The sequence below is a fragment of the Streptomyces sp. TG1A-60 genome (assembly GCF_037201975.1).
In the GTDB taxonomy this organism is placed as follows: Bacteria; Actinomycetota; Actinomycetes; order Streptomycetales; family Streptomycetaceae; genus Streptomyces.
The window spans coordinates 4,098,804-4,125,682 of the sequence record NZ_CP147520.1 but is presented as its reverse complement, the minus strand read 5'-3'; the positions used below and the strand labels follow the sequence as shown (position 1 = coordinate 4,125,682).

Annotated in this window: 21 protein-coding genes and 1 pseudogene; 11 read left to right on the top strand and 11 right to left on the bottom strand. The window is 67.4% G+C overall.

The genetic code is table 11. The features are described from left to right. The first annotated feature begins 106 nt into the window (after positions 1-106). Positions 107-589 carry an NUDIX hydrolase gene (locus WBG99_RS17660; protein WP_338897231.1) on the top strand — a complete coding sequence of 161 codons (483 nt, stop codon included), beginning with the start codon at positions 107-109 and terminating at the stop codon, positions 587-589. A gap of 33 nt (positions 590-622) precedes the next feature. Here the strand turns inward: WBG99_RS17660 and WBG99_RS17655 are convergent, their stop codons facing one another. Then, positions 623-2,110, bottom strand: coding sequence for a globin domain-containing protein (locus WBG99_RS17655; RefSeq protein WP_338897230.1), 1,488 nt, complete (start codon positions 2,108-2,110; stop codon positions 623-625). 863 nt (positions 2,111-2,973) lie between these two features. Between WBG99_RS17655 and WBG99_RS17650 the strand changes: the two genes are divergently transcribed. Then, a complete protein-coding gene (locus WBG99_RS17650; protein WP_338897229.1) occupies positions 2,974-3,840 on the top strand; it encodes a GNAT family N-acetyltransferase in 867 nt (288 codons plus the stop codon). A 36-nt stretch (positions 3,841-3,876) separates the two neighbouring features. Here the strand turns inward: WBG99_RS17650 and WBG99_RS17645 are convergent. Then, a pseudogene (locus WBG99_RS17645) lies at positions 3,877-4,365 on the bottom strand (MFS transporter); the annotation flags it as partial. Positions 4,366-4,450: 85 nt separating this feature from the next. Between WBG99_RS17645 and WBG99_RS17640 the strand changes: the two are divergent. Continuing rightward, complete coding sequence (locus WBG99_RS17640; protein ID WP_338897228.1) at positions 4,451-4,918, top strand: GNAT family N-acetyltransferase; 468 nt, start codon at positions 4,451-4,453, stop codon at positions 4,916-4,918. A 66-nt stretch (positions 4,919-4,984) separates the two neighbouring features. Here WBG99_RS17640 and WBG99_RS17635 read toward each other — a convergent pair whose 3' ends face one another. Both WBG99_RS17635 and dnaB read right to left on the bottom strand, forming a co-directional pair. Then, entirely contained in the window at positions 4,985-6,370 is a 1,386-nt protein-coding gene (locus WBG99_RS17635; RefSeq protein WP_338897226.1) for a serine hydrolase domain-containing protein, read from the bottom strand. A gap of 51 nt (positions 6,371-6,421) precedes the next feature. Further along, positions 6,422-7,897, bottom strand: coding sequence for a replicative DNA helicase (gene dnaB, locus WBG99_RS17630; RefSeq protein WP_338897225.1), 1,476 nt, complete (start codon positions 7,895-7,897; stop codon positions 6,422-6,424). Positions 7,898-8,353: 456 nt separating this feature from the next. On the opposite strand from dnaB, the gene WBG99_RS17625 reads away from it, so the two are divergent. Further along, entirely contained in the window at positions 8,354-9,691 is a 1,338-nt protein-coding gene (locus WBG99_RS17625) for an MATE family efflux transporter (RefSeq protein ID WP_338897224.1), read from the top strand. 145 nt (positions 9,692-9,836) lie between these two features. Here WBG99_RS17625 and rplI read toward each other — a convergent pair whose 3' ends face one another. From rplI to rpsF, 4 genes are all read right to left on the bottom strand, one after another. Beyond that, entirely contained in the window at positions 9,837-10,283 is a 447-nt protein-coding gene (rplI, locus tag WBG99_RS17620; protein WP_338897223.1) for a 50S ribosomal protein L9, read from the bottom strand. 18 nt (positions 10,284-10,301) lie between these two features. Further along, positions 10,302-10,538 (bottom strand): 30S ribosomal protein S18, encoded by a 237-nt coding sequence (rpsR, locus tag WBG99_RS17615; RefSeq protein WP_003949403.1) that lies wholly within the window; start codon positions 10,536-10,538, stop codon positions 10,302-10,304. Positions 10,539-10,623: 85 nt separating this feature from the next. After that, complete coding sequence (locus WBG99_RS17610; protein ID WP_338897222.1) at positions 10,624-11,208, bottom strand: single-stranded DNA-binding protein; 585 nt, start codon at positions 11,206-11,208, stop codon at positions 10,624-10,626. 78 nt (positions 11,209-11,286) lie between these two features. Further along, entirely contained in the window at positions 11,287-11,577 is a 291-nt protein-coding gene (gene rpsF / locus WBG99_RS17605) for a 30S ribosomal protein S6 (RefSeq protein WP_006604399.1), read from the bottom strand. A gap of 263 nt (positions 11,578-11,840) precedes the next feature. Between rpsF and WBG99_RS17600 the strand changes: the two genes are divergently transcribed. From WBG99_RS17600 to WBG99_RS17590, 3 genes are all read left to right on the top strand, one after another. Next, positions 11,841-12,155, top strand: coding sequence for a hypothetical protein (locus WBG99_RS17600; protein WP_338897221.1), 315 nt, complete (start codon positions 11,841-11,843; stop codon positions 12,153-12,155). 223 nt (positions 12,156-12,378) lie between these two features. Then, the gene (femX, locus tag WBG99_RS17595; RefSeq protein WP_338897220.1) at positions 12,379-13,500 is read left to right on the top strand and encodes a peptidoglycan bridge formation glycyltransferase FemX; all 1,122 of its coding nucleotides are present in this window, start codon (positions 12,379-12,381) and stop codon (positions 13,498-13,500) included. Positions 13,501-13,565: 65 nt separating this feature from the next. Then, the gene (locus WBG99_RS17590) at positions 13,566-14,597 is read left to right on the top strand and encodes an alanine racemase (RefSeq protein ID WP_338897219.1); all 1,032 of its coding nucleotides are present in this window, start codon (positions 13,566-13,568) and stop codon (positions 14,595-14,597) included. Between the two features lie 124 nt (positions 14,598-14,721). On the opposite strand, the gene WBG99_RS17585 is transcribed toward WBG99_RS17590, so the two are convergent. After that, the gene (locus tag WBG99_RS17585; RefSeq protein ID WP_338897218.1) at positions 14,722-16,221 is read right to left on the bottom strand and encodes a glycosyltransferase 87 family protein; all 1,500 of its coding nucleotides are present in this window, start codon (positions 16,219-16,221) and stop codon (positions 14,722-14,724) included. A gap of 196 nt (positions 16,222-16,417) precedes the next feature. Then, positions 16,418-19,081: a transglycosylase domain-containing protein gene (locus WBG99_RS17580; protein ID WP_338897217.1), complete on the bottom strand. Its 2,664-nt coding sequence runs from the start codon at positions 19,079-19,081 to the stop codon at positions 16,418-16,420. Between the two features lie 373 nt (positions 19,082-19,454). Here WBG99_RS17580 and WBG99_RS17575 point away from each other — a divergent pair, with 373 nt between their 5' ends. From WBG99_RS17575 to WBG99_RS17565, 3 genes are all read left to right on the top strand, one after another. Continuing rightward, positions 19,455-20,135, top strand: coding sequence for a PadR family transcriptional regulator (locus WBG99_RS17575; protein ID WP_338897216.1), 681 nt, complete (start codon positions 19,455-19,457; stop codon positions 20,133-20,135). Between the two features lie 44 nt (positions 20,136-20,179). Continuing rightward, positions 20,180-21,262 (top strand): inositol-3-phosphate synthase, encoded by a 1,083-nt coding sequence (locus WBG99_RS17570; protein WP_338897215.1) that lies wholly within the window; start codon positions 20,180-20,182, stop codon positions 21,260-21,262. Between the two features lie 79 nt (positions 21,263-21,341). Continuing rightward, complete coding sequence (locus WBG99_RS17565) at positions 21,342-22,631, top strand: MFS transporter (RefSeq protein WP_338897214.1); 1,290 nt, start codon at positions 21,342-21,344, stop codon at positions 22,629-22,631. Between the two features lie 147 nt (positions 22,632-22,778). Here WBG99_RS17565 and WBG99_RS17560 read toward each other — a convergent pair whose 3' ends face one another. Then, positions 22,779-24,224: a CCA tRNA nucleotidyltransferase gene (locus WBG99_RS17560; RefSeq protein WP_338897213.1), complete on the bottom strand. Its 1,446-nt coding sequence runs from the start codon at positions 24,222-24,224 to the stop codon at positions 22,779-22,781. A 236-nt stretch (positions 24,225-24,460) separates the two neighbouring features. On the opposite strand from WBG99_RS17560, the gene WBG99_RS17555 reads away from it, so the two are divergent. After that, the gene (locus WBG99_RS17555) at positions 24,461-26,869 is read left to right on the top strand and encodes a DUF6049 family protein (RefSeq protein WP_338897212.1); all 2,409 of its coding nucleotides are present in this window, start codon (positions 24,461-24,463) and stop codon (positions 26,867-26,869) included. Positions 26,870-26,879 lie beyond the last annotated feature (10 nt).

The following is a 26,879-nucleotide window of genomic DNA, read 5'->3' as shown; positions in this document are numbered from 1 at the left end:
TGGGCGGAGGACGGTACTGACGGCGAGCCACTCGTAAACGCCGGGGCGCTCCTCTTCCTCGCTCCGGCGATGTTTCACGTGGAACATGCAGGGCCACATTTCTCCCATGACCGTACGACCCGTGGTCAAGCGCACCGCCCGTGCCGTCCTGCTCGACGGAGACGACCTGATCCTGATCAAGCGGACCAAGCCCGGCGTCGATCCCTACTGGCTCACGCCGGGCGGCGGGGTCGAGCCGGGGGACATGACTGTCGTCGACGCGCTCCACCGCGAAGTGCACGAGGAACTCGGCGCCAAGATCACCGACGTGGTGCCTTGTTTCGTGGACACCGTCGAGCACATCGGCGAAGACGGCGGTGCCACCGGTGTGAAGGTCCAGCACTTCTTCGTCTGCCGTCTGGAATCCATGGATCCCGCCAAGCGGCACGGGCCCGAGGTCGACGAGCCACGGGGCGAGTACGAGATCGTGCGCATCCCCTTCACCCGGGTCGGCATCGCCTCCGTGCACCTCGTCCCGCTGTCCCTGCGGCACTACCTGGACGGGAACATCGAGGGCGTTCGGGCGATGCACGCGCCCGACCTGGGCTGACCCTGCACGGGACGGCCGTGAGGATTTCAGCGGTCAGTCTCCGGCGGCCACCAGTTCCTCCACCGAGTCATGACGTATGCGCTCCCACGGAATGCCGACTGCCTTCAACGCGTCCACACCGCTGCGGATCATGCCGGGCGGGCCCGCGAGGTACGCGTCGTACTCGTTCCACGGCCCGTGGTCACGTATGGCGTCAGGCAGCTGGAGCAGCCCGTGTCGGTCCACGACCGGGCGGACCTCCAGCCACGAGTTGGTCTGCTGCAGCCGTAGCAGTGTGTCGAGGTCGTAGAGATCCTGGCCGGTGCGGGCTCCGTAGAAGACCTCGACCGGGCGGGGCCGCCCGTGTTCGGCGACGTCCTCGACGATCGCCTTGATGGGTGCGATTCCGGTGCCGCCGCCCAAACAGAGCAGTCCGCTGTGAGTGGTGTGGTCGACGGTCATCGCGCCGGCCGGCGGGCCCAGTCTCAGGACGTCACCGGGCCGGGCACGGTGCACGAGCGCGTTGGACACCCAGCCCGCGGCGATCGCCTTCACATGGAACGACAGCAGTCCGTCCGAGCGGGGCGCCGAGGCGAACGAGTAGTGCCGCCAGATCCGCGGCCACCAGGGGGTCTCCAGGCTCGTGTACTGCCCGGCGAGAAAGGGGTACGGCTGGTTCGGACGGACGGTGAGGACCGCTGTGTCCGCGGTTCTCAGCTCGTGCGAGACGACCTCGGCGAGCCACCAGGGCGGGGAACGCAGCTCGTCGGCCGCCGCGGCGTCGATCATCACCTGGGAGATCGTCGTGTACGCCCGGACCCAGGCCGCCTCCGTCGCATCGTTCCAGCTCTCCTTGGCGTACCGGCTCAGCGCGCCGATGAGGCACTCGCCGACGGCCGGGTAGTGGTCGGGCTGAGTGCCGTACTTGCGGTGGCCACGCCCGAGGTTCTGCAGATAGTCCACGAGGACCGGGGTGTTGTCGATGTGCTCGGCCGCGGTCAGCAGCGCCTTGAGCAGGCGGTCGCGCTGGGCGTCCATCGCCGGGGGAAACAGCGAGCGCAGCTCCGGGTGCTGGACGAAGAGCAGAGCGTAGAAGTACGAGGTGACCTTGTCGGCGACGGGCTCGATCTCGGCCATGGTCCGTTGGATGAGAACGGCGTCGGGAGAGGCAGCGTCGATACCGGTGGCGCGCTGTACGGGCACCCGGCCATCGATGACGGAGCGCTCGGAGCCGTACTCCACGGCGGCCGGGCCGGGCTGAGGAGGAGGCGCGCTACTGCCCTCGACCTGGATGTCCGGGGCATCGGGAGGAAGGTTCACGGAGGCCTCTAGCCGCTCTCGCCCGGCGTCGTCCCGGTCCTGCTGCGGGCCGGTCGACGACTCCTGGGAACGGCGCACGGGCCGCAGGGCGGCAAGGCGGTTGCCTTCGGGCTCCTGGTCTCCGCCGGGGGGCGGCGGAGACGTGCGCGGTGTGAACCAGCCGCCTCCGTCACTGTCCCCCGAAGTGCCGTTGCCGGCCGACGTGGTGGTCGGAGCGTCCATGGTCTGCCTCGCCTCGAGCATCTTTCGGTCGATCTGCGACTTCCCCAGTCGGACGTCGCTGCTTTCCCCCGCGGACGGCCTTGCTCTTACCCGTTCGTTCCCCATCGGACAATGCGGCCACATTCAACCCGGGCTGCCGTTCCGTACGGACCAGTAGGTGAGAGTGTGACGTGAGCCGCAGCCCTCAGCGCAGCGTTCCACACCGCACGAACACTTCCGTCTCGTAACGGTAAACGCAGATCCACGATCCCCTCGTCCGGTTGGGCCGCATTGGGCTGCGTTCGCACCCCCGCCATGAGACGACTGCATCTCACTTCGGACACGAACCGGACTCGACCCTACCGGCAGGCGCGCCACACACAAGTCCCCCCTCGCCCACCTGGGAATTCAACGGGGCGAATCAGTAATTCCTTCAATTACCTGGCGCGTCGCACCCATTCATGTGCATCCCACAGATCCGGCCCCCGCGTACGAGCGACCGACGCGCTTCATCAGATGCCGGTCGGTATTCACAGCGACCGAGATCGGCACCGTCTCGAAGAGTGCCGAAGAGTTCCGTGTCGGAGAGAGTCACCGTACGGTCTCGGCTCAGGTGTCCCGGACGCGTCGCAGCCACCGCGTCCTCTCGAAGGTCTCCACCGGGGCCGCTGTGCGGTGCGGCAGGGCCCCGTCCAGGTCGAACAGGTGCAGTCGAATCACGGAGCCGAGGCTAACGATGACTGCACGCGTGTGCCTGGATGGGGCCGTTTCACGTGAAACATCTGTCCGCACGTTGCGCGGTTGTGCACGAGATGGCCAAAATGGCGTATGCCTGACGGCAAACCGCTGGACGCCACGTGCTCGTATCGGCCAGCCTGACCTGCGTGCCGACACCTTCCCCCGCCGCTCTGCCCATCCGCCGTCTGACGCCTCGTGATCTCACCGCCTGTGCCGATCTGTCCGAGGACCGGGGCTGGCCCCGCGAGGAACACAAGTGGGGGCTGCTTCTCACGGCCGGGGCCGGGTACGGCATCGATGACCCTGATGGCGGTCTCGTCACCGCCTGCGTGGTGACCGAGTACGGCCCGGCGGGCCGCCCGGATCTGGGGGCCATCGGCATGATGCTGGTCGCCGAGCGGCACGCGCGCCAGGGCATCGGCCGCCGTCTGATCCGCCATGTCGTCTCGGAAATGGGCACGACCCCGCTGACCCTGCATGCGACTCCGTACGGACGGCCGCTCTATGAGGAGCTGGGCTTCAAGGCCACCGGACGGGCCGAGATGGTCCGCGGGCACTTCACGCCGGACGGCCCCGGCCTCGCGGTCTCGACACGCCGGGCCACGGCCGAAGACCTCACCACGATCGTCCGCCTCGACGAGGAGATCTTCGGCACGGACCGCACCCACATCCTCACCCGGCTCCCCGCTTTCGCCGATCAACTGCGCGTCGCCGAGGAGAGCGGCCGGATCATCGGCTACGCGGCTGCCTGGCCCAACATGGACGACCATGTCGTCGGCCCGCTGATCGCCCGCGACACACAGACGGCGAAGGCCCTCATCAACTCCCTGGCCGCCCGCACCGACCGACCACTGCGCACCGACATCGACGTACGCCATGAGGAACTGCTGGCGTGGGTGAAGGAACGCGGCCTGGCCTCGATCGCCTTCAACTCGGTGATGACATACGGGATTGCCCAGCTGCCGGGTGACTGGACCCGGCGGTACGCCCCGCTGACCGTGGCGGCGGGCTGAGGCACGGGCTCAGGAGTGCGGGGCATCTACGGTGCATCAGTAAGGGATGGCTGTTCGCTGTTCAGCCGCTCCCGCTCCCGCAACGACCGTACTGGCGACGCTGCCCTTGCGGTCCAGCCTCGCCGAGACGAGTGCCAGCGCGAGAGCGCTCGTCGCTAGGGCGGCTCCGACCCAGTTGGGTGCCGTGCAACCGCGGCCCGCGTCGACGACGAGGCCGCCGAGGCAGGGGGCGGAGGAGTCGGCGAAGCCGGCGACGTGCGTCATCATCGGCGCGATGTAGGTGCTGGCCACGAAGACGCCGCCGAAGCCCAGCACGGTCATCGCCATGGCGAGCAGGACGTGGGGATTCTTGAAGCCGGCCAGTTCATGGCGCAGGCGCACGCCTTGGGGCTTGGGCATCTCCGGGACCAGCCGGGCGATGCCCAGCAGTCCGACGACGCCCAGCGCCGCGACGCCGGCGAACGATACCCGCCGGCCCACGGACTGCCCGAGCAGGGTGCCCAGCGGGACGCCGACTACGTTCGCCCTCGACGAAGGGCGAAGAACATCGAACTGGCCCCCTGGTCCGCGTCGTGGAGTCCCTGAGTGTGTCCGCGCGTAGGGTGCGGGCATGGGAGATCTTGCAATTCGCCCCGCGACCAAGGACGACGTCCCTGAGATCGTCGCGATGCTGGCCGACGACCCCTTAGGGGCAAAGCGCGAGTCGCCGGACGACCTGGTTCCCTACTTCACCGCGCTGGAGCGCCTCAGCGACGATCCGAACCAGCACCTGGTGGTCGCCGTCCGCGAGGGCCGTGTCGTCGGCACGCTCCAGCTGACGATCATTCCCGGGCTCTCCAGGCGTGGCTCCACCCGCTCGATTGTCGAAGGGGTACGCGTCCACGCCGATGAACGCGGCAGCGGTCTTGGTACGCAGCTCATCCAGTGGGCGATCGACACATCACGGCACCAGGGCTGCCAGTTGGTGCAGCTGACATCCGACGTCACACGCACCGACGCGCACCGCTTCTACGAGCGGCTCGGCTTCGAGGCCACCCACCTGGGCTTCAAGCTGCCGCTCCGAGGAGTGGCCCGGTGACGCCTGTGGAGCTCAGTTTCACGTGAAACAACGCGCGCCAGAACCCCACCACGGCCAGGACGGCGCCTACGGGATCCCGCGCCATCCCTCAGGGTCCACTCCGCCCGGCACCGGAGCACCCTCGTCGTACGGCTGACGCGTGAACACGAACGACCCGAGGTCCAGGTGGCCCACCGTTCCGTCAGGCCTTCGTACGGCCTGTAGGAGCTCTCCGGCGAAGTAGCCGTTGAGTCCGGTCCAGCTCCCATCGTCGTTGCGCCGGAACCGGGCACCGCGCAGGGTGGCGGACAGTGGATCCAGCGAGACGCCCCCGTCAGCACCAAGTCGCAATACGAAGCTGTGCGTCCCCCAGTACCAAGGGCCGGTCAACTCCAGGACGGCGCGGTCCACTGCGGCCAGCGGCTGCCACGGCTCGGGAATCCGTGGCTCGGCCTCCGCCACGATGCGTACGAGGTCGGCGGCCACGTCCGACACCACTGGCCCGGAGGTGCAGTTGGCCAACACCACGGCCGCCACATCGTCCTCGACACTGATCGTGAGGTTCGCGAGGAAACCGGGTACCGAACCGCTGTGGCCGACGAGGAACCGGCCGTCACGGTACTGAAGCTGCATCCCGAGCCCATACGACGAACCGGCAGACACGTCGCCGGCCTCCCCTGGCGCGGCCGGCGCCCGCATCTCCAGGACGGAGTCCACGCTCAGCACCCGGTCGTCCCCTTTAGTCAGGAACACCGCGAAGCGCGCCAAGTCCGCTGTTGTGGACCAGAGTTGGCCTGCGGGGCCCATGCGGCCCAGGTCCTCGACCTGCTCCTGGAGCATCGCGTCCGCCCACGGGTGCACGGCCCAGCCGCCGGCGTGTGGTGCCTCCGGGTGCCACGTCGTGCGGCGCAGGCCCAGCGGTTCGAGCACCTCGCGTCGTAGGACGTCCTCCCAGGGAGCGCCCCGCAGTTGTTCGACGAGTGCGCCGAGAAGGGTGAAGCCGGGGTTGGAATAGTGGAAGCGTCGGCCGACGGGATGTCGATGGGGCTGTTCGCCGAGCACATCGGCGAGTTCCGGACGCAGAGAGCCAGGTGTGCGCTCCCACCAGGGCGACGGCGACTCGGCCGCCAGGCCGCCTGTGTGCGCGAGCAGTTCGGCGACAGTAGCGTCCCCCGCGCCGGTGCCCGGCAGATGCTTCTCCAGCGGATCGCCGAGGTCCAGCACACCCTCGTCACGCAATCGCAGCACCAGAACGGCGGTGAACGTCTTGGTGATCGAGCCGATCCGATACTGCACGTTCTCGTCCGGAGCGTGCCCCTGCACCGAGGTCCGCGACCCGTTCCACACCGCCTCCCCGTCCCGGACCACCGCCGCGACCAGCGACGGTGCCCGCCCCTCGGCCTGAGCGACGGCGATGCGATGCAGCAGAGCCCGGCGTGTGGCGGGAGACAGCTCTTCCTGAGGTGTTGTCATGCGCCAAGTCCATCGGGCTCGGGACCACGAGTCGAGCGCATTTCATCCAGATCAGGTCTGCGCCATGTCCACGAACCGCGAGTAGTGGCCCTGGAAGGCGACTGTGATCGTGGCCGTCGGACCGTTACGGTGCTTGCCCACGATGATGTCCGCTTCGCCCGCGCGCGGCGACTCCTTCTCGTATGCGTCCTCGCGGTGCAGCAGGATCACCATGTCCGCGTCCTGCTCGATCGATCCCGACTCACGCAGGTCGGAGACCATGGGCTTCTTGTCCGTACGTTGCTCGGGACCACGGTTGAGCTGCGACAGCGCGATCACCGGCAGCTCCAGCTCCTTGGCCAGCAGCTTCAGGTTTCGCGACATGTCCGAGACTTCCTGCTGGCGGCTCTCGGACCGCTTGCCGCCGGACTGCATCAGCTGCAGATAGTCGATGATGACGAGCTTCAGGTCGTTGCGCTGCTTCAGGCGGCGGCACTTGGCGCGGATCTCCATCATCGACAGGTTTGGGGAGTCGTCGATGTAGAGCGGGGCGGCGGAGACGTCCGGCATCCGGCGGGCGAGCCGCGTCCAGTCCTCGTCGGTCATCGTGCCGGACCGCATGTGGTGCAGGGCCACGCGCGCCTCGGCCGACAGCAGACGCATCGCGATCTCGTTGCGGCCCATCTCGAGCGAGAAGATCACGCTCGGCATGTTGTGCTTGATCGAGCAGGCGCGCGCGAAGTCGAGGGCCAACGTGGACTTACCCATGGCGGGACGGGCCGCGATGATGATCATCTGTCCCGGATGCAGCCCGTTGGTGAGCTGGTCGAGGTCGGTGAATCCGGTCGGCACACCGGTCATCTCCCCCGACCGCGAACCGATCGCCTCGATCTCGTCGAGCGCTCCCTCCATGATGTCGCCGAGGGGGAGATAGTCCTCGGTGGTGCGCTGCTCGGTGACCGCGAAGATCTCGGCCTGGGCTCTGTTGACGATCTCGTCCACGTCGTCGTCGGCCGCGTATCCCATCTGAGTGATGCGGGTGCCCGCCTCCACCAGGCGGCGCAGGACGGCACGCTCGTGGACGATCTCCGCGTAGTACTCCGCGTTCGCGGCCGTCGGCACCGTCTGGACGAGGGTGTGCAGATACGAGGCGCCACCGACCTTGGTGATCTCGCCGCGCTTGGTGAGCTCGGCGGCGATCGTGATGGGATCGGCCGGCTCGCCCTTGGCATAGACGTCGAGGATCGCCTGGTAGATGGTCTCATGCGCCGGCTTGTAGAAATCGGGGCCCTTGAGGATCTCGACCACGTCGGCGATGGCGTCCTTGGACAGCAGCATGCCGCCGAGAACGGACTGCTCGGCGTCGAGGTCCTGCGGCGGTACGCGTTCGAAAGCAGAACCCCCGCCGTCCCACTCCCCGTTGTCCCGGCCTCGGTCGTGCTGCTCGTCCCTGTTCCGACCGCCGTTGTGACTCCGGCGGGAAGAAGGCAGACGATCACTGGGCCCGCTGTCGGCCCACGGGTCGTCCAAGGGCTCGGAAATGCTCACCGAGCAGCCTCCTCCCGTCCGCCGAGCGGACCTCGCCGTGCTTCTTTTCTACGGCACGACACTGACAAATAAGAGGCCCAACTCCGGTTCTGGCGTGTCGGTTTTGCGAGGTTTCCGTGATCTGCCAAGGAGTGGGCGCCGCACTACCGTAGGCCCGTCGGCACCGTCAGCCAATCTGGTTATCCACAGGCCATGTGGACGACGCCCCAGATGCTGTGGAGAACTCCGCAAAACCTGTGCACGACTCAGTGGACAGCCCTGTGAACAAGACCTCGCCTCTTCCGGATAACCGACTCTGACCTGCGATTTCACCGTCCACCGGCTGTGCAGAAGAAAAACTTCCCCGACTGGATCGAGATCATCCAGGTCGGCATGTGACGGCGCACCCGACCAGGCGTGATGTAATAGCCGCTACCGCATTACATCTCTTACCTGTGGAAGATTAGATTGGTGGTCATGACACAGGCTTCCGCGACCTCCAGGGCCACCCGGCGTCAGCACGATCGTGACATCGTCACGCTGGCCGTTCCGGCCTTCGGCGCACTCGTCGCCGAGCCGCTCTTTCTGATGGTCGACACTGCGATCGTCGGCCACCTCGGCACCGCACAACTGGCCGGTCTCGGCGTCGCCTCGGCACTCCTCGTCACAGCCGTGAGTGTCTTCGTCTTCCTCGCCTACGCCACGACGGCCGCCGTCGCTCGACGAGTCGGGGCCGGCGATCTGCGGGCCGCCATCCGCCAGGGCATGGACGGCATCTGGCTCGCCCTACTGCTCGGTGCCGCCGTCGTCACCGTCGTCCTTCCCACCGCACCCGATCTCGTAGCCCTCTTCGGCTCTTCGGACACCGCGGCACCTTATGCCACCACCTATCTACGGATCTCGGCACTCGGTATCCCTGCCATGCTCGTCGTGCTCGCCGCCACCGGTGTCCTGCGCGGCCTCCAAAACACAAAGACACCGCTCTACGTCGCCGGCGCGGGCTTCGTTGCCAACGGCGCCTTGAACGCGGTCCTTGTCTACGGCGCCGGCCTGGGCATCGCCGGATCCGCCTGGGGCACGGTCATCGCCCAGATCGGCATGGCAGCCGCCTACCTCTGGGTCGTGATCCGGGGAGCTCGTAGGCACGGCGCCTCTCTGCGCCCCGACACCGCCGGCATAGGTGCCTCGGCTCGGGCCGGAGTGCCCCTGCTGGTCCGTACCCTCTCACTGCGTGGGATCTTGCTGATCGCCACCGCGGTGGCCGCCCGCCTGGGGGACCAGGACATCGCCGCGCACCAGATCGTCCTTTCGCTCTGGAGCCTGCTCGCCTTCGCCCTGGATGCAATCGCCGTCGCCGGGCAGGCCATCATCGGCCGCTATCTCGGCGCGGGAGACGCCCAAGGAGCCCGGGAGGCCTGCCGGCGGATGGTGCAGTGGGGGATCGCCACGGGTGCTGTGCTCGGGCTCCTGGTAATCGCTGCCCGCCCCTTGTTCATCCCGCTCTTCACGGGCGACCCGGCAGTCGAGGCAGCCGCGCTGCCCGCGCTGGTGGTGGTGGCGCTCGCTCAGCCGATCTGCGGGATCGTCTTCGTGCTCGACGGCGTATTGATGGGTGCGGGAGACGGCCCCTACCTTGCCCGGGCCATGGTGCTGACCCTGGCAGTCTTCACCCCAGCCGCTCTGCTCGTCCCCTCCTTCAGCGGAGGTCTTACTGCCCTCTGGGGGGCGATGACTCTGATGATGGCAACGCGCATGCTGACCCTGTGGCTGCGCTCCCGCTCCGGCCTCTGGATCGTCACCGGCGCAGCGCGCTGAAACGCGTCGCCGAAACCTGACTCCGTTTCACGTGAAACAGTCACTTCGCAGATGTGCCCCCGCCGATCACCGGAGCACCGATATGCGTGTGGGGCCGCACCCTCACAGGGTGCGGCCCCACACACCGCCTCAGCGAGCACAGCGCTTAGGCCGCGATGACCTCGATGCTGACCTTGGCGGCAACCTCGGGGTGCAGACGCACGGACGTCTCATGGGCGCCCAGCGTCTTGATCGGAGCAGACAGCTCGATGCGGCGCTTGTCGACCTCGGGGCCACCGGAAGCCTTGATCGCGGAAGCGATGTCGGCCGGAGTGACGGAACCGAAGAGACGACCGGCGTCACCGGAGCGGACAGCCAGACGGACCTTGACGGCCTCGAGCTGGCCCTTGACCTGGTTGGCCTGCTCGATGGTCTGGATTTCGTGGATCTTACGAGCGCGACGGATCTGCTCGACGTCCTTCTCGCCGCCCTTGGTCCAACGGATCGCGAACTTCCGCGGGATCAGGTAGTTGCGAGCGTAGCCGTCCTTGACGTCGACGACGTCACCGGCAGCGCCGAGACCGGAGACCTCGTGGGTAAGGATGATCTTCATTGGTCGGTCACCCTTCCCTTAGCGCGCGGTGGACGTGTAGGGCAGCAGCGCCATCTCACGGCTGTTCTTGACGGCCGTGGCGACGTCACGCTGGTGCTGCGTGCAATTGCCGGTCACGCGGCGGGCACGGATCTTGCCACGGTCGGAAATGAACTTCCGCAGCATGTTCGTGTCCTTGTAGTCCACGTACGTGACCTTGTCCTTGCAGAAAGCGCAGACCTTCTTCTTAGGCTTGCGCACAGGCGGCTTCGCCATGGTGTTTCTCCTGTGTGATCAAGAAGTGTGGGGTACGAGCCCCGTCCTCGACCTCGGAGACCGGTGATCCGGCTTCCCAGGGGTCTTAGAAGGGGGGCTCGTCCGAGTAGCCGCCACCGCCGCCGGAGCTTCCGCCCCAGCCGCCGCCACCGCCCTGGTTGCCACCGGCGGGAGCGCCGCTGGCCCACGGGTCGTCGGCGGGAGTGCCGCCGCCCTGCTGGCCGCCACCGCCGGGGCCTCCGCCCCAGCCGCCGCCACCCTGGCCGCCACCGCCACCGCCGCCGTAACCGCCCTGGCCACTACGCCCGGCGGTCTTGGTGACCTTGGCCGTGGCACTGCGCAGGCTGGCGCCGACTTCATCGACGTCCAACTCGTAGACCGTGCGCTTGACGCCCTCACGGTCCTCGTAGGACCGCTGCTTCAGCCGGCCCTGCACGATGACGCGCATGCCTCGCTGGAGCGACTCGGCGACGTTCTCCGCCGCCTGACGCCAGACCGAGCAGGTCAGGAACAGGCTCTCGCCGTCCTTCCACTCATTGGTCTGACGGTCGAAGGTGCGGGGGGTGGACGCGACACGGAACTTCGCGACCGCCGCACCGGAAGGGGTGAAGCGCAGCTCGGGGTCGTCGACAAGATTGCCGACGACCGTGATGACGGTCTCGCCTGCCATGGGGGAACCTCTCGGCGGGTTTGCTGCTGGCTGCTTGGTGCTGCTACTCGGATCCCGGGATCAGCTGAGCGGAAGAGCTCAGTGAGTCTCGGGACGGAGGACCTTGGTCCGGAGGACCGACTCGTTCAGGTTCATCTGGCGATCGAGCTCCTTGACGACCGCAGGCTCGGCCTGCAGGTCGATGACCGAGTAGATGCCCTCAGGCTTCTTCTTGATCTCGTACGAGAGACGACGACGGCCCCAGGTGTCGACCTTCTCGACCTTTCCGTTGCCCTCACGGACGACGGAGAGGAAGTTCTCGATCAGGGGGGAGACAGCGCGCTCCTCCAGATCGGGGTCGAGGATGACCATCACCTCGTAGTGACGCATGTGGAACCCACCTCCTTTGGACTCAGCGGCCACGGTCGTTCCGTGGCAGGAGGGTCGTGATGCGTACGCAACGGTATCGGCAGCCACTGACAATCAGGGCTCCCGCTAGGGATCCCTGTCATGGCCTGGGCAGACACCGGTGCAGACGCTACAGACTACCCGCACACCCGCTTCCGGTTGAAATCAGGTGGCGGTGACCGTCAATCTGTACACATCGGGTGTGTATGGCGCTACGATGCGCCGTCTTCCGCAGGAGGTGCCCCATGGCACAGACAACGCGACCCAACATCGCCGGTTCCCTGCTCGCCACCGACGACAAGCCCCACCCCGTCCAGGACACCCTGCTCGCCGTGACGCTCGTGCTCGGAGCGGTCTCCTTCATCACTGCGATGTTCCCCCATCTGCACCTGCTCAGTTCCTGGACGGGGCTGGTGGGAATCCTCACCGGCGCGTACGGGCAGTTCATCTCGGAGACGACCCGTGAGCGCTTTGGGCTGGTTGTGGGTCTCGGTGCCTCGGCCGTCGGCTTCTTCCTCGGCATGGCCCAGGGAGGCCTTTTCGGCGGGGTCTTCGGCTGACGCCACATCAACGGCCGCGCGCTCGGCGGGGTGTGCCCCTCGCTGTTCGCCACCCCACATCGGACCAAGCGGCCGATGACATCACCTGACATCCTGGCCGCGTGCCGACCGGGCCCCAGGTCCCATACAGCCATTCGGGGTGCCCGCAGGGCGCAGTAGGCTTCGGCGCGAGAGCCGGAGCCCCTGTACCCATGGGGACACACCAGCCCGAGGAGCGCCGCGAATGAGCCTGACCCTGAGGACGATCAGCCGAGAGCAGCATCTGGCGTACATCCAGAGCCTGCCCTCGGCTAGCCACATGCAGGTCCCGGCCTGGGCCGACGTCAAGGCCGAGTGGCGCTCCGAAAGCCTCGGGTGGTTCGACGAGAAGAACGGCGAGATGGTCGGCGTCGGCCTGGTGCTGTACCGCCAGCTGCCCAAGATCAAGCGTTATCTCGCCTATCTGCCCGAGGGCCCGGTCATCAACTGGTTCGCGCCGAACCTCACCGACTGGCTGGAGCCGATGCTCGCGCATCTGAAGCACCAGGGCGCCTTCTCGGTGAAGATGGGCCCGCCGGTGATCATCCGGCGGTGGGAGGCCACGTCCATCAAGAAGGGCATCCAGGACCCGGATGTGAAGCGGCTGCGCGACATCGAGGCGGACTTCATCGAACCGCGTGCCTTCGAGGTCGCTGACAAGCTGCGCCGCATGGGCTGGCAGCAGGGCGAGGACGGCGGGGCCGGCTTCGGTGACGTACAGCCCCGCTACGTCTACCAGGTTCCGCTGGCTAACCGCTCCCTGGAAGAGGTCCACAAGAACTTCAACCAGCTGTGGCGCCGCAACATCAAGAAGGCCGAGAAGGCGGGCGTCGAGGTCGTCCAGGGCGGTTACCACGACCTTGAGGAGTGGCAGCGGCTGTACGAGATCACTGCTGTGCGCGACCGATTCCGGCCCCGCCCGCTGTCGTACTTCCAGCGCATGTGGACGGCCCTCAACACCGAGGACCCCAACCGCATGCGCCTCTATTTCGCCCAGCACAACGGCGTGAACCTGTCTGCCGCGACGATGCTGGTCGTCGGTGGACACGTCTGGTACTCCTACGGCGCCTCGGACAACATCGGCCGTGAGGTCCGGCCCTCGAACGCGATGCAGTGGCGCATGCTGCGCGACGCCTACGCACTCGGCGCGACCGTCTACGATCTGCGCGGTATCTCCGACTCGCTGGACGAGACGGACCATCTCTTCGGCCTGATCCAGTTCAAGGTGGGCACCGGCGGGCAGGCTGCCGAATACCTCGGTGAGTGGGACTTCCCGCTGAACAAGCTGCTCCACAAGGCGCTCGACATCTACATGTCGCGTCGCTGACGCCCCCGTTTTTGCTTCCATACCTCTGATACACCGCAGCCACGAGAAAGGTTCCGGGACCGGCCATGGCGCTCACGCTCTACGTCGACACCGCGCGCTGGCGGGCACACCACAAGCACGTTCAGGAGCAGTTCCCGGGACTCGTCCCCGTCTGCAAGGGCAACGGCTACGGCTTCGGGCACGAGAAGCTGGCGGAAGAGGCCACGCGCCTCGGGTCGGATGTCCTCGCCGTCGGCACCACGTACGAGGCGGCCCGGATCAAGGACTGGTTCAGTGGCGACCTGCTGGTGCTGACGCCCTACCGGCGGGCTGAGGAGCCCGTACCCCTGCCCGACCGCGTCATCCGTTCCGTGTCGTCGGTCGACGGCGTGTACGGCCTCGTGGGCGCCCGCGTCGTCATCGAGGTCATGTCCTCGATGAAGCGGCACGGCGTGAGCGAGCAGGAACTGCCCCAGCTCCACGCGGCCATAGAGAACGTGCGCCTGGAGGGCTTCGCCATCCACCTGCCGCTGGACCGTACCGACGGCTCGGACGCCGTCGAGGAGGTCATCGGCTGGATGGACCGTCTGCGCGCGGCCCGCCTCCCGCTGCACACCATGTTCGTCAGCCACCTCAAGGCCGAGGATCTCAGCCGTCTCCAGCAGCAGTTCCCGCAGACCCGCTTCCGCGCCCGTATCGGCACCCGGCTGTGGCTGGGCGACCATGAGGCCACCGGGTACCGCGGGGCCGTGCTGGACGTCACCCGCGTCGCCAAGGGCGACCGCTTCGGTTACCGGCAGCAGAAGGCGGCCTCCGACGGCTTCCTGGTGGTCGTGGCCGGCGGCACGTCGCACGGGGTGGGTCTGGAGGCCCCGAAGGCGCTGCACGGCGTCATGCCGCGCGCCAAGGGCGTCGCCCGGGCAGGCCTCGCGACGGTCAACCGGAACCTTTCTCCGTTCGTCTGGGGCGGCAAGCAGCGCTGGTTCGCCGAGCCGCCGCACATGCAGGTGTCGATCCTCTTCGTGCCGTCGGACGCGCCGGAGCCCAAGGTCGGGGAGGAACTGGTGGCCCACCTGCGGCACACCACCACGCAGTTCGACCGGATCGTCGACCGCTGAACTCTGCTTCTCCAGGGAGCGGCCGAGCTGGCCGTCGGGCGGGAGCGACCGCCGTGCGAAGCAGAGGGCCGTACACGGAAACCCGTGTACGGCCCTCTGCTTCGCATGACCGAGTTCTGTTCGCTCAGAGCGAACCGCCTCCCGGGTCACGGCTGCCCCATTCCACCTGTGGTCCGTCGAAGCGCGTCGCGTGCCGCGAGGGAGGAGCCGCCGCGCCGTACACGTGCACATCCTCCGCACCGTCGAGCACCCCGCCGGACGGATCGTCGTCACCGGCTCGGCGTACCACGTCCCGTTCCGGCATGAAGATGTCCCGGACGACCACGACACACAGATAAAGCGTCCCCAACAGGTGTGCCAAGATGGCAAGTTGGTAGCCCTCGGCGGGCAGGCCCTTGTGGGCTTCGCCGCTGGTCGTGTACGCGAGGTACATCCAGATCCCCAGGAAGTACGCGACCTCGCAGGCCTGCCAGATCAGGAAGTCCCGCCAGCGGGGCCGAGCCAGCGCGGCGAGGGGCACCAGCCAGAGCACGTACTGCGGCGAGTAGACCTTGTTGGTGAGGATGAAGGCCGCGACGATCAGGAAAGCGAGCTGCGCGAAGCGCGGGCGGCGCGGGGCGGTCAGTGTGAGCGCGGCGATGCCCGCGCAGACGAGCACCATCGAGACCATCGCGTACGCGTTCGCCGTCTCGGGGGTGATCTGGATGTTCGTCCGCTGGGAGATCACGAGGAAGAGGGAACCGAAGTCGACGCCGCGCTCCTGGCTGAAGCGGTAGAACTTCGCCCATCCGTCGGGGGCCAGAAGCATCACCGGGAGATTCACCGCGAGCCAGGCCCCGACGGCACCGAGCAGCGCGGTCCCGTACGCCCGCCACTTGCCCGCTCGCCAGCACAGTACGAAAAGCGGTCCGAGCACCAGGAACGGATAGAACTTGGCGGCCGTGGCAAGACCGATGAGCACACCGAAGGCGAGGGGACGGCCGCGCGACCACATCAGCATCGCGGCGGCCAGCAGGGCCACAGCGAGGAGGTCCCAGTTGATGGTGGCGGTCAGCGCGAAAGCGGGCGCCAGGGCCACCAGAAGGCCGTCCCAGGGGCGCCGGCGATGGATGCGCGCGGAGCAGACGGCGATGACCGCCGCACACGCCATCAGCATCCCGGCGTTGACCATCCAGTACCACTGTTCTTGTTCCTGGATGGACCCGCGGCCCGGGGTGAGCCAGGCGGCGACCTCCATGAACACGCCGGTCAGCACGGGGTACTCGAGGTACTCCATGTCGCCAGGGATCTTGTCGAAGTACGGCACGAGCCCGTCGGCGAACCCTCGCCCCTGATAGAGGTGCGGGATGTCCGAGTAGCACGCGTGCGTGTACTGGGAGCTGGCTCCGAAGAACCAGGCTCCGTCGTAGCACGGCAGCTTCTGCACCATGCCCAGCGCGAACATGCCGATTGCCACGAGTGCGACGACCCGTACGGGCGTCCACCAGGACGCACCGAGCAGCGCACGCCGCCCGATCGGGCCGCCGATCAGCTCACTGCCGGTCGAAGCGACCTCGTCCTCTTTGGTCGGCCGCACCGGCTCCGGCTCGTCCACGCTCACTCGCGTCGTCTCTGCACTGGGCATGCCGCACATCCTGCCGTACGCGCCTGGGAATACGCCGACCACCACTGCACCCCGTCGAGTGCGCCTCTCATGTTTCACGTGAAACATGCCGACATTCGTTCCGTCCATGTCTCTCTCCGGACATGGCAGCGGCCACCGCACCTGATCGGTGCGATGGCCGCTGTTTCACGTGAAACACGTTCTGCCGGGCAAGGAGTCACCCACTGGGGCCTCCGAGGAAACCCCCGTTCTGGTTGCCCCTCGTATCCTCCTCCGACTCCGTCGGTGCCGGTGTCACTCCACCATCGACGCCACCAGTGGCCGTCCCGCCCGGGTCCGTACCACCGGTTGCCTGACAGGTGGGATCGAACGGGTTGGTGCAGGTCTCGCTGGGCGACGGTGAGGGCAGGATCTCACTCTCGGTCGGCGACGGGCTCGGCTCGGGGCTCTCCTTCTCGGACTCGGTCACCGTCGGGTTTGGCGTCGGGTCCGGCTCTTCGTTGACGATCTCACCGATCGGCTCAGGCTCCGGGAAGGCCTTCGGCGGCACGCCCTTGAGCGCGTCCTCCATGTAGTCGTGCCAGATCTCGGCCGGGAACGAGGCACCGTGGATCGTCGCCTGGCCACCGGTGCCGTACATCTCCAAGAACGTCCGGTTCTTGTTGGCCTCGTCGTCGTCCATGCGGTACATGCTGATCGCGGTCGACAACTGCGGGGTGTACCCGACGAACCAGGCCGACTTGTTGCCGTCGGTGGTACCGGTCTTGCCCGCCACCTCACGGCCGGGCAGCTGGGCCGAGGAGCCGGTCCCCTCGTCGACGACGGTCTTGAGGACGTCGGTGACGTTGTCAGCGACCTCCGTGGTGAAGGCCCGCTTGGGATCGGCGATGTCGTCGTGGTCGAACATGGTCAGACCCTCGTACTCGACCGTCTTGACGGAGAACGGCTCGTTCTGCTTTCCGCTGGCGGCGAAGGTCGCGTACGAGCCCGCCATACGGATCGCACTGGGATCGGAGATACCGATCGAGAAGGACGGGTAGCTGGTGCCGGTGAGGCTGCCTTCCTTGAGACCAGCTTCCAGGGCTGCTTCCTTCACCCGGTCCAGACCGACGTCCATTCCCAGCTGCACGAAGGCGGAGTTCGCCGAGACCCGCATCGCCTCACGCAGGTCGATCTGGTACTTCGGCGGGCTGCCGTACGACGCGTCGTCGTCGTTGGCCTGCAGCCACTCCTTGTTCTCCTCGTTGGTCCAGATGTCGCCCTTGTAGTCCTTGATCTTGAGGTTGTTCTTGCCGCTGTAGAGGCTCCTCGGTGAGACGATGGTGCGCTCGTCCTGCGCCTGCGTCTCCCCGAGATCGGGGTCGCGCTTGCCCCACGTCATGGCTGCCGCCAGGACGAAGGGCTTGAATGTCGAACCGACCTGTGCGCCGGTGACGTCGGCGTTGTTGGTGAAGTGCTTGGTGGCATCCACACCGCCGTAGATCGCCTCGATGGCGCCCGACTCCGGGTTCACCGACGCGCCACCGAACTGCACATGGGTATCGGTGTCCGGGCGCAGGTCGGGCTTGATGTTCTCCTTGCGGACCTTCGCCACGGCCTTCTCGAGTTCCTTGACCTTGTTCTTGTCGAAGGTCGTGTGGATCTCGTAGCCGCCCTGCTCGAGCTTCTTCTGCGTGATATCGGTGTTGTTGAGAATGTATCCCTTGGCCGTGTCGACGAGGTAGCCGATCTGGCCGCCCAGCTGGGCGTTGGACCGAGGACTCTGGATCTTGGGGAACTCGGTGTACTTCGCCCGCTCGGTCGCCGGCAGGTGCTTGTCCTTGACCATCTCGTCGAGGATCCAGCTCCAGCGCTCCCTGGCCCGCTTGAGGTTGGCCTGCGCCGAGGCCGCCGGGTCGATCGACGTCGCGCCGGCCGGGTCGAAGTAGGTGGCCCCCTTGAGGACCGCGGCGAGGAAGGAGCACTGGCTCGCGTTGAGTTCGTCCGCGTCCTTGCCGAAGTACGTGCGGGCGGCCGCCTGGATCCCATAGGCACCACGTCCGTAGTACGCGGTGTTCAGGTAGCCTCGCATGATCTCTTCTTTCTCGACCGAGGTGCCCACCTTGACCGAGATGAAGAGTTCCTTGACCTTCCGCGACAGGGTCTGCGACTGGTCGTCGAGCATGGCGTTCTTCACATACTGCTGAGTGATGGTCGAACCACCCTGCGTCTGACCACCCTTGGCCATGTTGACGACGGCACGGGCGATACCCATGGGGTCGACGCCGCTGTCGGTCTCGAACGTCTTGTTCTCCGCCGACATGACGGCGTACCGCATCTCTTTGGGGATCTTCTCGTACGCGATGATCTGGCGGTTGACCTCACCACCGGTCGCGACCATCTGGGAGCCGTCCGACCAGTAGTAGACGTTGTTCTGGGCCGTCGCGGCCTGGGCCGGGTCGGGTACGGCCACGACCGCGTATCCGATGCCGGCCGCCGCCACCAGGCATCCGAAGAACCCGATGAACAGCCCCGTCACCTGGCGCCATGAGGGGACCCAGCGCATCGCCCCGTACTTCCCTACGCGCGGATAGTCGATAAAACGCTTCTTACCGGGCGGGGCGGGGTGTCCACGGCCACGGCCCGGGCCGCGCCCGGCAGGTTCGGCCGTTCCGCGACGGCCACCACCGGTACCGGCGCCGGTACTTCTCTGCGCCGCCCGTCGAGCCGCAGCACGACCCTCGTACTGGGTCTCCTCACCCCCCGAGCCGTAGGTGTCGGAAAGTGACCCGGTGGCGCCCCGCGGTGCCGCGCGGCGGCCGGAGGACGCCGACTGGCCGCGTCGGGCCGCGGCACGTCCGCCTCCCTGCGGCTGCGGCGGTTTGCGACGGTGCTCGCTCATCGAACGATTACTCCTCGGGCAGGCGCACCCGTGCGCGCCTGGAAACGGCGGCTGGCTTCCGGTCCCCCCGAAGTACGGATGCGGTCGTGCAGGCATTCATCCGTACCGCATCCAGGACGACGACGTGCTCAAACGTCACTCGGTTCCCAGTGGTGTGCATGCCGCACAGACTACGCACCGCCAAAACCCACCGAGCACCGAACTTCACCCCAAATCAGGCAACTTGCATCCTACTGATCGGTGATGTGATCCCGTTCACCACGCCCCCACTTGTCGCATCCGTAGGGGCGTTCTATCGTCTGGATGTATCGAGTCGATACATCAGCTCGGCATAAAGCGTGTCGACAGGGCCAGGGGGAGAGGGGAGGCGACGATGAGCCGACGCTCCGGGATGCTCGAGTTCGCCGTCCTCGGCCTGCTCCGCGAAGCCCCGATGCACGGCTATGAGCTGCGCAAACGACTCAACACGTCGCTGGGCGTGTTCCGTGCGTTCAGTTACGGGACGCTCTACCCCTGCCTCAAGACGCTGGTCGCCAACGGCTGGTTGATCGAGGAACCGGGGAGCACCCCGGACGATGCTCCAGCCGCCGCGCTCACAGGCCGCCGCGCCAAGATCGTCTACCGGTTGACGGCAGAAGGTAAGGAGCACTTCGAGGAGCTGCTCTCGCAGACGGGTCCCGACGCCTACGAGGACGAGCACTTCGCCGCTCGCTTCGCGTTCTTCGGGCAGACCTCCCGTGATGTGCGCATGCGCGTCCTGGAGGGCCGTCGCAGCCGCTTGGAGGAGCGGCTGGAGAAGATGCGCGCCTCCCTGGCGCGCACCCGCGAGCGCCTCGACGACTACACGCTTGAGCTCCAGCGCCACGGGATGGAGTCCGTGGAGCGCGAAGTGCGCTGGCTTAACGAGCTCATCGAGAGCGAGCGGGCGGGCCGGGACCTGAAAGGTCCCGGCCATGGAGAACCCGCTCACGACACCACAGAGGGAGCGCCGGGCGCCCTGCCCCGGCCCGGGGACACCCCCGGGCCGGATGCGCCCGGCGACACCACCATGTGAGGTCCCTGCCAGGACCTCACTCGTACACACAGGGAGCAACCGGAATGGGTTCGGTTCGCGTAGCCGTCGTCGGCGTGGGCAACTGCGCTGCGTCGCTGGTGCAGGGAGTCGAGTACTACAAGGACGCCGACCCGGCGTCCAGGGTCCCCGGCCTCATGCACGTGCAGTTCGGTGACTACCACGTCCGTGACGTGGAGTTCGTCGCCGCCTTCGATGTCGACGCCAAGAAAGTCGGGCTCGACCTCGCGGACGCCATCGGCGCCTCCGAGAACAACACCATCAAGATCTGTGACGTGCCGGGCACCGGTGTGACTGTGCAGCGCGGCCACACCCTCGACGGCCTCGGCAAGTACTACCGCGAGACCATCGAGGAGTCCGCCGAGACCCCGGTCGACGTGGTCCAGGTCCTCAAGGACAGGCAGGTCGACGTCCTCGTCTGCTACCTGCCCGTCGGTTCCGAGGACGCGGCGAAGTTCTACGCCCAGTGCGCCATCGACGCCAAGGTCGCCTTTGTCAACGCCCTTCCGGTCTTCATCGCCGGCACCAAGGAGTGGGCTGACAAGTTCACCGAGGCGGGCGTCCCGATCGTCGGGGACGACATCAAGTCGCAGGTCGGTGCCACCATCACGCACCGCGTCATGGCGAAGCTGTTCGAGGACCGGGGCGTGGTCCTGGACCGCACGATGCAGCTGAACGTCGGCGGCAACATGGACTTCAAGAACATGCTGGAGCGCGACCGCCTGGAGTCCAAGAAGATCTCCAAGACTCAGGCCGTCACCTCGCAGATCCCCGACCGGGAGCTCGGTGAGAAGAACGTCCACATCGGCCCGTCCGACTACGTCGCCTGGCTCGACGACCGCAAGTGGGCGTACGTCCGCCTCGAGGGCCGTGCCTTCGGTGACGTCCCGCTGAACCTCGAGTACAAGCTCGAGGTCTGGGACTCCCCGAACTCCGCCGGTGTCATCATCGACGCACTGCGCGCCGCGAAGATCGCCAAGGACCGCGGCGTCGGCGGCCCGATCCTGTCGGCGTCCTCGTACTTCATGAAGTCCCCGCCGGTGCAGTACTTCGACGACGAGGCCCGCGAGAGCGTCGAGAAGTTCATCAGGGGCGAGGTCGAGCGCTAGACAGGCTCGCCTTCTGGGCTGTTGATGGGTCCCCGGGTCGTGCGACCGGGGACCCTCCCCGTATGTGAGGCTGTGCCCCATGTCCGTCGCGCGTGACCTGCGGGTCCTGCTCCGCTTCCAGGACTTCCGGCGTCTGCTCGCCGTGCGCCTGCTCTCCCAGGGAGCCGACGGCGTCTATCAGGTCGCGCTCGCCACGTACGTGGTCTTCTCGCCCGAGAAGCAGACCTCGGCAGCCGCGATCGCCTCCGCGATGGCGGTCCTGCTCCTTCCGTACTCTCTCGTCGGCCCCTTCGCAGGCGTCCTTCTGGACCGCTGGCGGCGGCGCCAGATGCTGTTGTACGGAAACCTGCTGCGCACCCTGCTGGCATCCGTGACAGCCGTCCTGATCCTGAGCCATGCACCCGACTGGTTGTTCTACGTCTCCGCGCTGTGCGTCACGGCGGTCAACCGGTTCGTCCTGGCGGGACTCTCCGCCGCGCTGCCCCGCGTTGTGGACCCCGACCGCCTGGTGATCGCCAACTCGCTCTCCCCGACGGCCGGAACGCTCGCCGCGACCGCGGGCGGCGGACTCGCCTTCGTCGTACGGTTGGCCGCCTCGGACTCCGACGCCGCGGTGGTCCTCCTCGGCTCCGCCCTGTACCTGTGCGCGGCCCTCGCCTCACTGCGTATCACCCGGGAACTACTCGGGCCGAACCGCGAGTTGGTACAGCCTCGGCTGGGCGCGGCCCTGGTCGGTACCGCTCGGGGTCTGGTCGGGGGCCTGCGGCATCTCATCGAGCCACGGCGGAGGGTGGCGGCCTGGGCACTGGCCTCGATGACACTGATGCGGTTCTGCTACGGCGCCCTGACGGTCATGGTGCTCATGCTCTGCCGGTACGCCTGGTCGTCCGACAGTCCCGGCGCGTCCGACTCGGAAGAGGGGCTGGCTCTTCTCGGCCTCGCCGTGGGAGTCTCCGGGGCGGGGTTCTTCACCGCGGCGGTCGTGACACCCTGGACGGCCGGGCGGTTGGGTCCGGGTCTCTGGATCGTCACCTGCGCAGCGGCCGCCGCCGTGCTGGAGCCGGCACTCGGCCTGCCCTTCACGGAAGCGCCCATGCTGACCGCGGCGTTCGTCCTGGGCCTCGTCACACAAGGAGCGAAGATCGCCACGGACACCATCGTCCAGTCCTCGGTCGACGACGGCTATCGGGGCCGGATCTTCTCCCTCTACGACGTTCTGTTCAACGTGGCCTTCGTCGGCGCCGCCGGCGTGGCCGCCCTGATGCTCCCTGCCGACGGCCGCTCCGCCGCTCTGGTGATCACCGTGGCCGTGATCTATGCAGTGATCGCCGTGACCATGGCCCGCTTCGGAGTGCCGAAACGGCAGTGACCGTGAGCGGGCGGTGTTTCACGTGAAACAGCGCCCCTCAGGGCCTGCGCCTCCCTCGCTGCTCGGCGGCAGGACAGCGCGGCGCGGTGTTTCACGTGAAACACCGCGCCGTGCTACTGCCCTCCGAAGGCGGCGGAGGACCTGCCGTCAGACCTGCGCCGCCTGGCTCCACCACTCCTTGAGTGCCGCCACCGCTTCGTCGTGCTCCATCGGCCCGTTCTCCAGCCGTAGCTCCAACAGGAACTTGTACGCCTGCCCGATCACCGGGCCGGGTCCGACGCCCAGAATCTCCATGATCTGGTTGCCGTCGAGGTCCGGGCGGATGGCATCCAGTTCCTCCTGCTGCTGGAGCTGAGCGATGCGCTCCTCCAGACCGTCGTACGCGCGGGACAGGGCATTCGCCTTGCGCTTGTTCCGCGTGGTGCAGTCGGAGCGGGTGAGCTTGTGGAGCCGGTCGAGGAGAGGGCCCGCGTCGCGCACGTAGCGGCGGACGGCGGAGTCCGTCCACTCGCCGGTGCCGTACCCGTGGAAGCGCAGGTGGAGTTCGACCAGACGCGAGACATCCTTGATGAGCTCGTTGGAGTACTTGAGGGCGGCCATGCGTTTCTTGGTCATCTTGGCGCCCACCACCTCGTGGTGGTGGAAGGAGACCCGGCCGTCCTTCTCGAAGCGGCGCGTGCGGGGCTTGCCGATGTCATGCAGCAGCGCGGCGAGCCGGAGCGTGAGGTCCGGTCCGCTCCCCTCCCACGCGATCGCCTGCTCCAGGACGATCAGCGTGTGGTCGTAGACGTCCTTGTGCCGGTGGTGCTCGTCACGCTCCAGCCGCAGAGCCGGCAGCTCGGGCAGGACATACGCGGCGAGGCCGGCGTCGACGAGCAGGGTCAGGCCCTTGCGTGGGTGGGCGGAGAGGATCAGCTTGTTGAGCTCGTCCCGCACCCGCTCCGCCGAGACGATCTCGAGGCGGCCGGCCATGTCGGTCATCGCGGAGACGACCTCGGGGGCCACCTCGAAGTCCAGCTGCGCGGCGAAACGCGCGGCCCGCATCATGCGCAGCGGGTCGTCGGAGAATGACTCCTCAGGAGTGCCGGGGGTGCGCAGCGCACGCGCAGAGAGATCCTCGAGCCCGCCGTGCGGGTCGATGAACTCCTTCTCGGGGAGCGCCACCGCCATCGCGTTCACGGTGAAGTCACGACGTACGAGGTCTTCCTCGATCGAGTCGCCGTACGACACCTCGGGCTTGCGCGAGGTCCTGTCGTATGCCTCGGAGCGGTAGGTCGTGACCTCGATCTGGTAGCCGTCCTTCTGTGCCCCCACCGTGCCGAAAGCGATCCCGACCTCCCAGACGGCGTCCGCCCAGGGTCGGACGATCTTCAGCACGTCCTCGGGACGTGCGTCCGTGGTGAAGTCCAGGTCGTTGCCGAGTCGGCCCAGCAGCGCGTCCCTGACCGAACCGCCGACCAGGGCGAGGGAGAACCCGGCCTCCTGGAATCGGCGGGCGAGGTCGTCGGCGACAGGGGACACTCGCAGCAGTTCACTCACCGCGCGGCGCTGTACCTGACTGAGGGCGCTGATGTCTTCGTTGGCGTTCGGCACAACAGAAAAGGGTACGTGGCGCCGGTGGCAGCGGTCGCCTCCATTGAACGTGCACGAGGGCTTCGCGCAGGTGACCCCATTCACCGGTCCCTTTGATACGTGCACATACAGGGACAGCCCGGCCACATCCCCGGTCTTGTGGAGCGGACCGCGGCACTTCCCCTCAGCGCGCATCGTTACCATGCGTGGACGCACATTCCGACGACCACTGACGACGACGAGGGACGGGCGAGCGCGTGGCCGAGGCGGCAGACTTCCAGGGGATGAGTCCCTCACCTGCCCGCCGGTGGCTGCTGCGCACCGGAGCGCTCTTCGCCGGGGCGCCCCTGCTGGCCGGTCTGCTGCAGTTGCCCGCGGCCCCGCACGCGGAGGCTGCTCCGACGGCCGCCCGGGCGGACGCCACGGGATCGAGCACCGTCGAGGTCTCCCTGGATTCGCTCAGCCCCAGCGTGCCCACCGACGGCGACACGGTCACCGTCTCCGGTACGGTCACGAACAAGGGCAAGCAGACGGTCACGAACGCCCATGTGGGCCTGCGCGTGGCGTCGGCGGCCCTGACGAGCCGCTCGGCCATCGACGACGCAGTCAAGCGCACAGGCTTCGACCAGTTCGCCGACGGCACGGAGGTCGGCGGGAAGTACGTGGAGCAATTCTCCAAGCTCACCCCCGGTGTGGCCCAGCCCTTCACCATCTCGGTGCCCGTCAAGGAGCTGGACCTCGGCTCGGACGGTGTGTATCAGCTGGGCGTCTCGCTCTCGGGCCAGACCACCGCCACTCCGTACAAGCATGTTCTCGGTATCCAGCGCACGTTCCTGCCGTGGCAGCCCGACGAGGCGGGAACGAAGACGAAGACGACCTATCTCTGGCCGCTGATCTCCACCACCCATCTGACGGCCGAGACCGGACCCGGCGAACGGCAGACGCCCGTCTTCCTCGACGACGACCTGGCCAAGGAGATCTCCGCGGGCGGGCGCCTGGAGCAGATGCTGACGCTGGGCAAAGATCTCGACATCACCTGGGTGATCGATCCGGACCTGCTGGCGTCCGTGATCGCGATGACGGACAGCTACCGGGTCCGGAGCGCGGACACGACCGTCGCGGGCCGGAACCAGGCCGTCGCCAAGGAGTGGCTGGCGGAGCTGGAGACGGCGGTCCAAGGGGAGGAGGTGATCGCTCTCCCTTTCGCCGACCCCGATCTGGCGTCGCTGGCGCACAACGGCAAGACCGTCACCGGCTCGCTCAGCCGTCTCAAGGACGCCACCGATGTGGCCTCGGACACCGTCGAGAACATCCTCCGGGTGGAGCCGGACGGCGACTTCGCCTGGCCGGTGAACGGCGCCGTCGACCCGTCGATCGTCAAGGTCGCCATTTCCGCGGGCGCCGACAAGGTGATCGCCCGCAGCGACAGCCTGCAGGAGAGCCGCAGCCTGTCCTACACCCCCAACGCGGCCCGGCCCGTCGGCGGCGGCACCACGGCCGTGGTCGCGGACGCCCGGCTGTCGACGGCCTTCCGGGGCGACCTGACGAAGGCCGAGAACTCCACACTGGCGGTGCAGAAGTTCCTCGCCCAGAGTCTGATGACGAACCACCAGACCAACAAGCAGCGCAGCGTCGTGATCGCCCCGCAGCGCATGCCGTCGGCGAGCCAGGCACAGACGATGGCGCAGGCTCTGACGGCACTGCAGGAGGGGGCCTGGTCGCAGTCCCAGGAACTGTCGGCCGCCGCCGCCGCGAAGCCCGACCCGGCAGCGAACACCAGGATCCCGTCCGCCTCGGCATACCCCTCGTCGCTGCGCAAGCAGGCACAGCCGAAGTCGGCGTTCGAGGAGATCCAGTCCACGCAGGTCGGCCTCGACCGCTTCAAGGTGATTCTCTCCGACCGGTCCCGCGTGGTCACGCCCTTCGGCCGGACCATGGACCGGGAGATGTCCACCTCCTGGCGAGGCCGCTCCGTGGAGGCGGCGGTTTACCGCAACAACGTGAAGTCGTACCTCGACACGCTCACCGGCCAGGTCCGGCTGATCGAGAAGTCCGAGACGAAACTCTCGGGCCGTAGCGCGACGATCCCTGTGACCGTGCAGAACAACCTCGTGCAGGGCGTCGAGGACCTGAGGCTGCGTCTGACGTCCGACGCCCCGAAGCGTCTGGAGATCGGTGACAAGGCATTCGCCGAGCAGCCCGTCGACATCTCCGGCGGGCACAGCGAGTCGGTGAAGTTCACCACCAACGCCGCGGTCAACGGACGGGTCAACGTCGTCGCCCAGCTCTACACGGCGGACGGCGAGAAGTACGGTGCCCCGGTCACCTTCACGGTGAACGTAACCGAGATCACACCCACGGTGATGCTGGTCATCGCCGGTGGTGTCCTGCTCCTCGTCCTCGCCGGATTCCGGATGTACACGCAGCGCAAGCGCGCCGCCGCCCTGCTGGAGTCCGAGGGCACCGCGCCGGCCGACAACTCCGCGGAAGGCGTATCACCGGACGAAGACCCGAACACCGAGGCGGCCTCGCTCGTACACACTCCCGAGAAGGAGTCCCCGGTGAAGCCCGGGGCGGACCCGCCGGAGCACGCGAGTGACCCGGCACCGGACACCGCACCGGAAAGCGCCGACCCCTCCGGCACGGGTGAGAGAGTGGACCGTTGAGCGATTGTCG

Bases quoted from the DNA above. Each gene is read 5' to 3' on its own strand.
- WBG99_RS17660 (WP_338897231.1), top strand. From the start codon at position 107: ATGACCGTACGACCCGTGGTCAAGCGCACCGCCCGTGCCGTCCTGCTC.
- WBG99_RS17575 (WP_338897216.1), top strand. From the start codon at position 19,455: ATGAGCCGACGCTCCGGGATGCTCGAGTTCGCCGTCCTCGGCCTGCTC.
- WBG99_RS17600 (WP_338897221.1), top strand. From the start codon at position 11,841: ATGGCACAGACAACGCGACCCAACATCGCCGGTTCCCTGCTCGCCACC.
- WBG99_RS17655 (WP_338897230.1), bottom strand. From the start codon at position 2,110: ATGGACGCTCCGACCACCACGTCGGCCGGCAACGGCACTTCGGGGGAC.
- rpsR (WP_003949403.1), bottom strand. From the start codon at position 10,538: ATGGCGAAGCCGCCTGTGCGCAAGCCTAAGAAGAAGGTCTGCGCTTTC.
- femX (WP_338897220.1), top strand. From the start codon at position 12,379: ATGAGCCTGACCCTGAGGACGATCAGCCGAGAGCAGCATCTGGCGTAC.
- WBG99_RS17585 (WP_338897218.1), bottom strand. From the start codon at position 16,221: ATGCCCAGTGCAGAGACGACGCGAGTGAGCGTGGACGAGCCGGAGCCG.
- WBG99_RS17565 (WP_338897214.1), top strand. From the start codon at position 21,342: ATGTCCGTCGCGCGTGACCTGCGGGTCCTGCTCCGCTTCCAGGACTTC.
- WBG99_RS17635 (WP_338897226.1), bottom strand. From the start codon at position 6,370: ATGACAACACCTCAGGAAGAGCTGTCTCCCGCCACACGCCGGGCTCTG.
- rplI (WP_338897223.1), bottom strand. From the start codon at position 10,283: ATGAAGATCATCCTTACCCACGAGGTCTCCGGTCTCGGCGCTGCCGGT.
- WBG99_RS17610 (WP_338897222.1), bottom strand. From the start codon at position 11,208: ATGGCAGGCGAGACCGTCATCACGGTCGTCGGCAATCTTGTCGACGAC.
- rpsF (WP_006604399.1), bottom strand. From the start codon at position 11,577: ATGCGTCACTACGAGGTGATGGTCATCCTCGACCCCGATCTGGAGGAG.
- WBG99_RS17580 (WP_338897217.1), bottom strand. From the start codon at position 19,081: ATGAGCGAGCACCGTCGCAAACCGCCGCAGCCGCAGGGAGGCGGACGT.
- WBG99_RS17640 (WP_338897228.1), top strand. From the start codon at position 4,451: ATGGGAGATCTTGCAATTCGCCCCGCGACCAAGGACGACGTCCCTGAG.
- WBG99_RS17625 (WP_338897224.1), top strand. From the start codon at position 8,354: ATGACACAGGCTTCCGCGACCTCCAGGGCCACCCGGCGTCAGCACGAT.
- WBG99_RS17570 (WP_338897215.1), top strand. From the start codon at position 20,180: ATGGGTTCGGTTCGCGTAGCCGTCGTCGGCGTGGGCAACTGCGCTGCG.
- WBG99_RS17590 (WP_338897219.1), top strand. From the start codon at position 13,566: ATGGCGCTCACGCTCTACGTCGACACCGCGCGCTGGCGGGCACACCAC.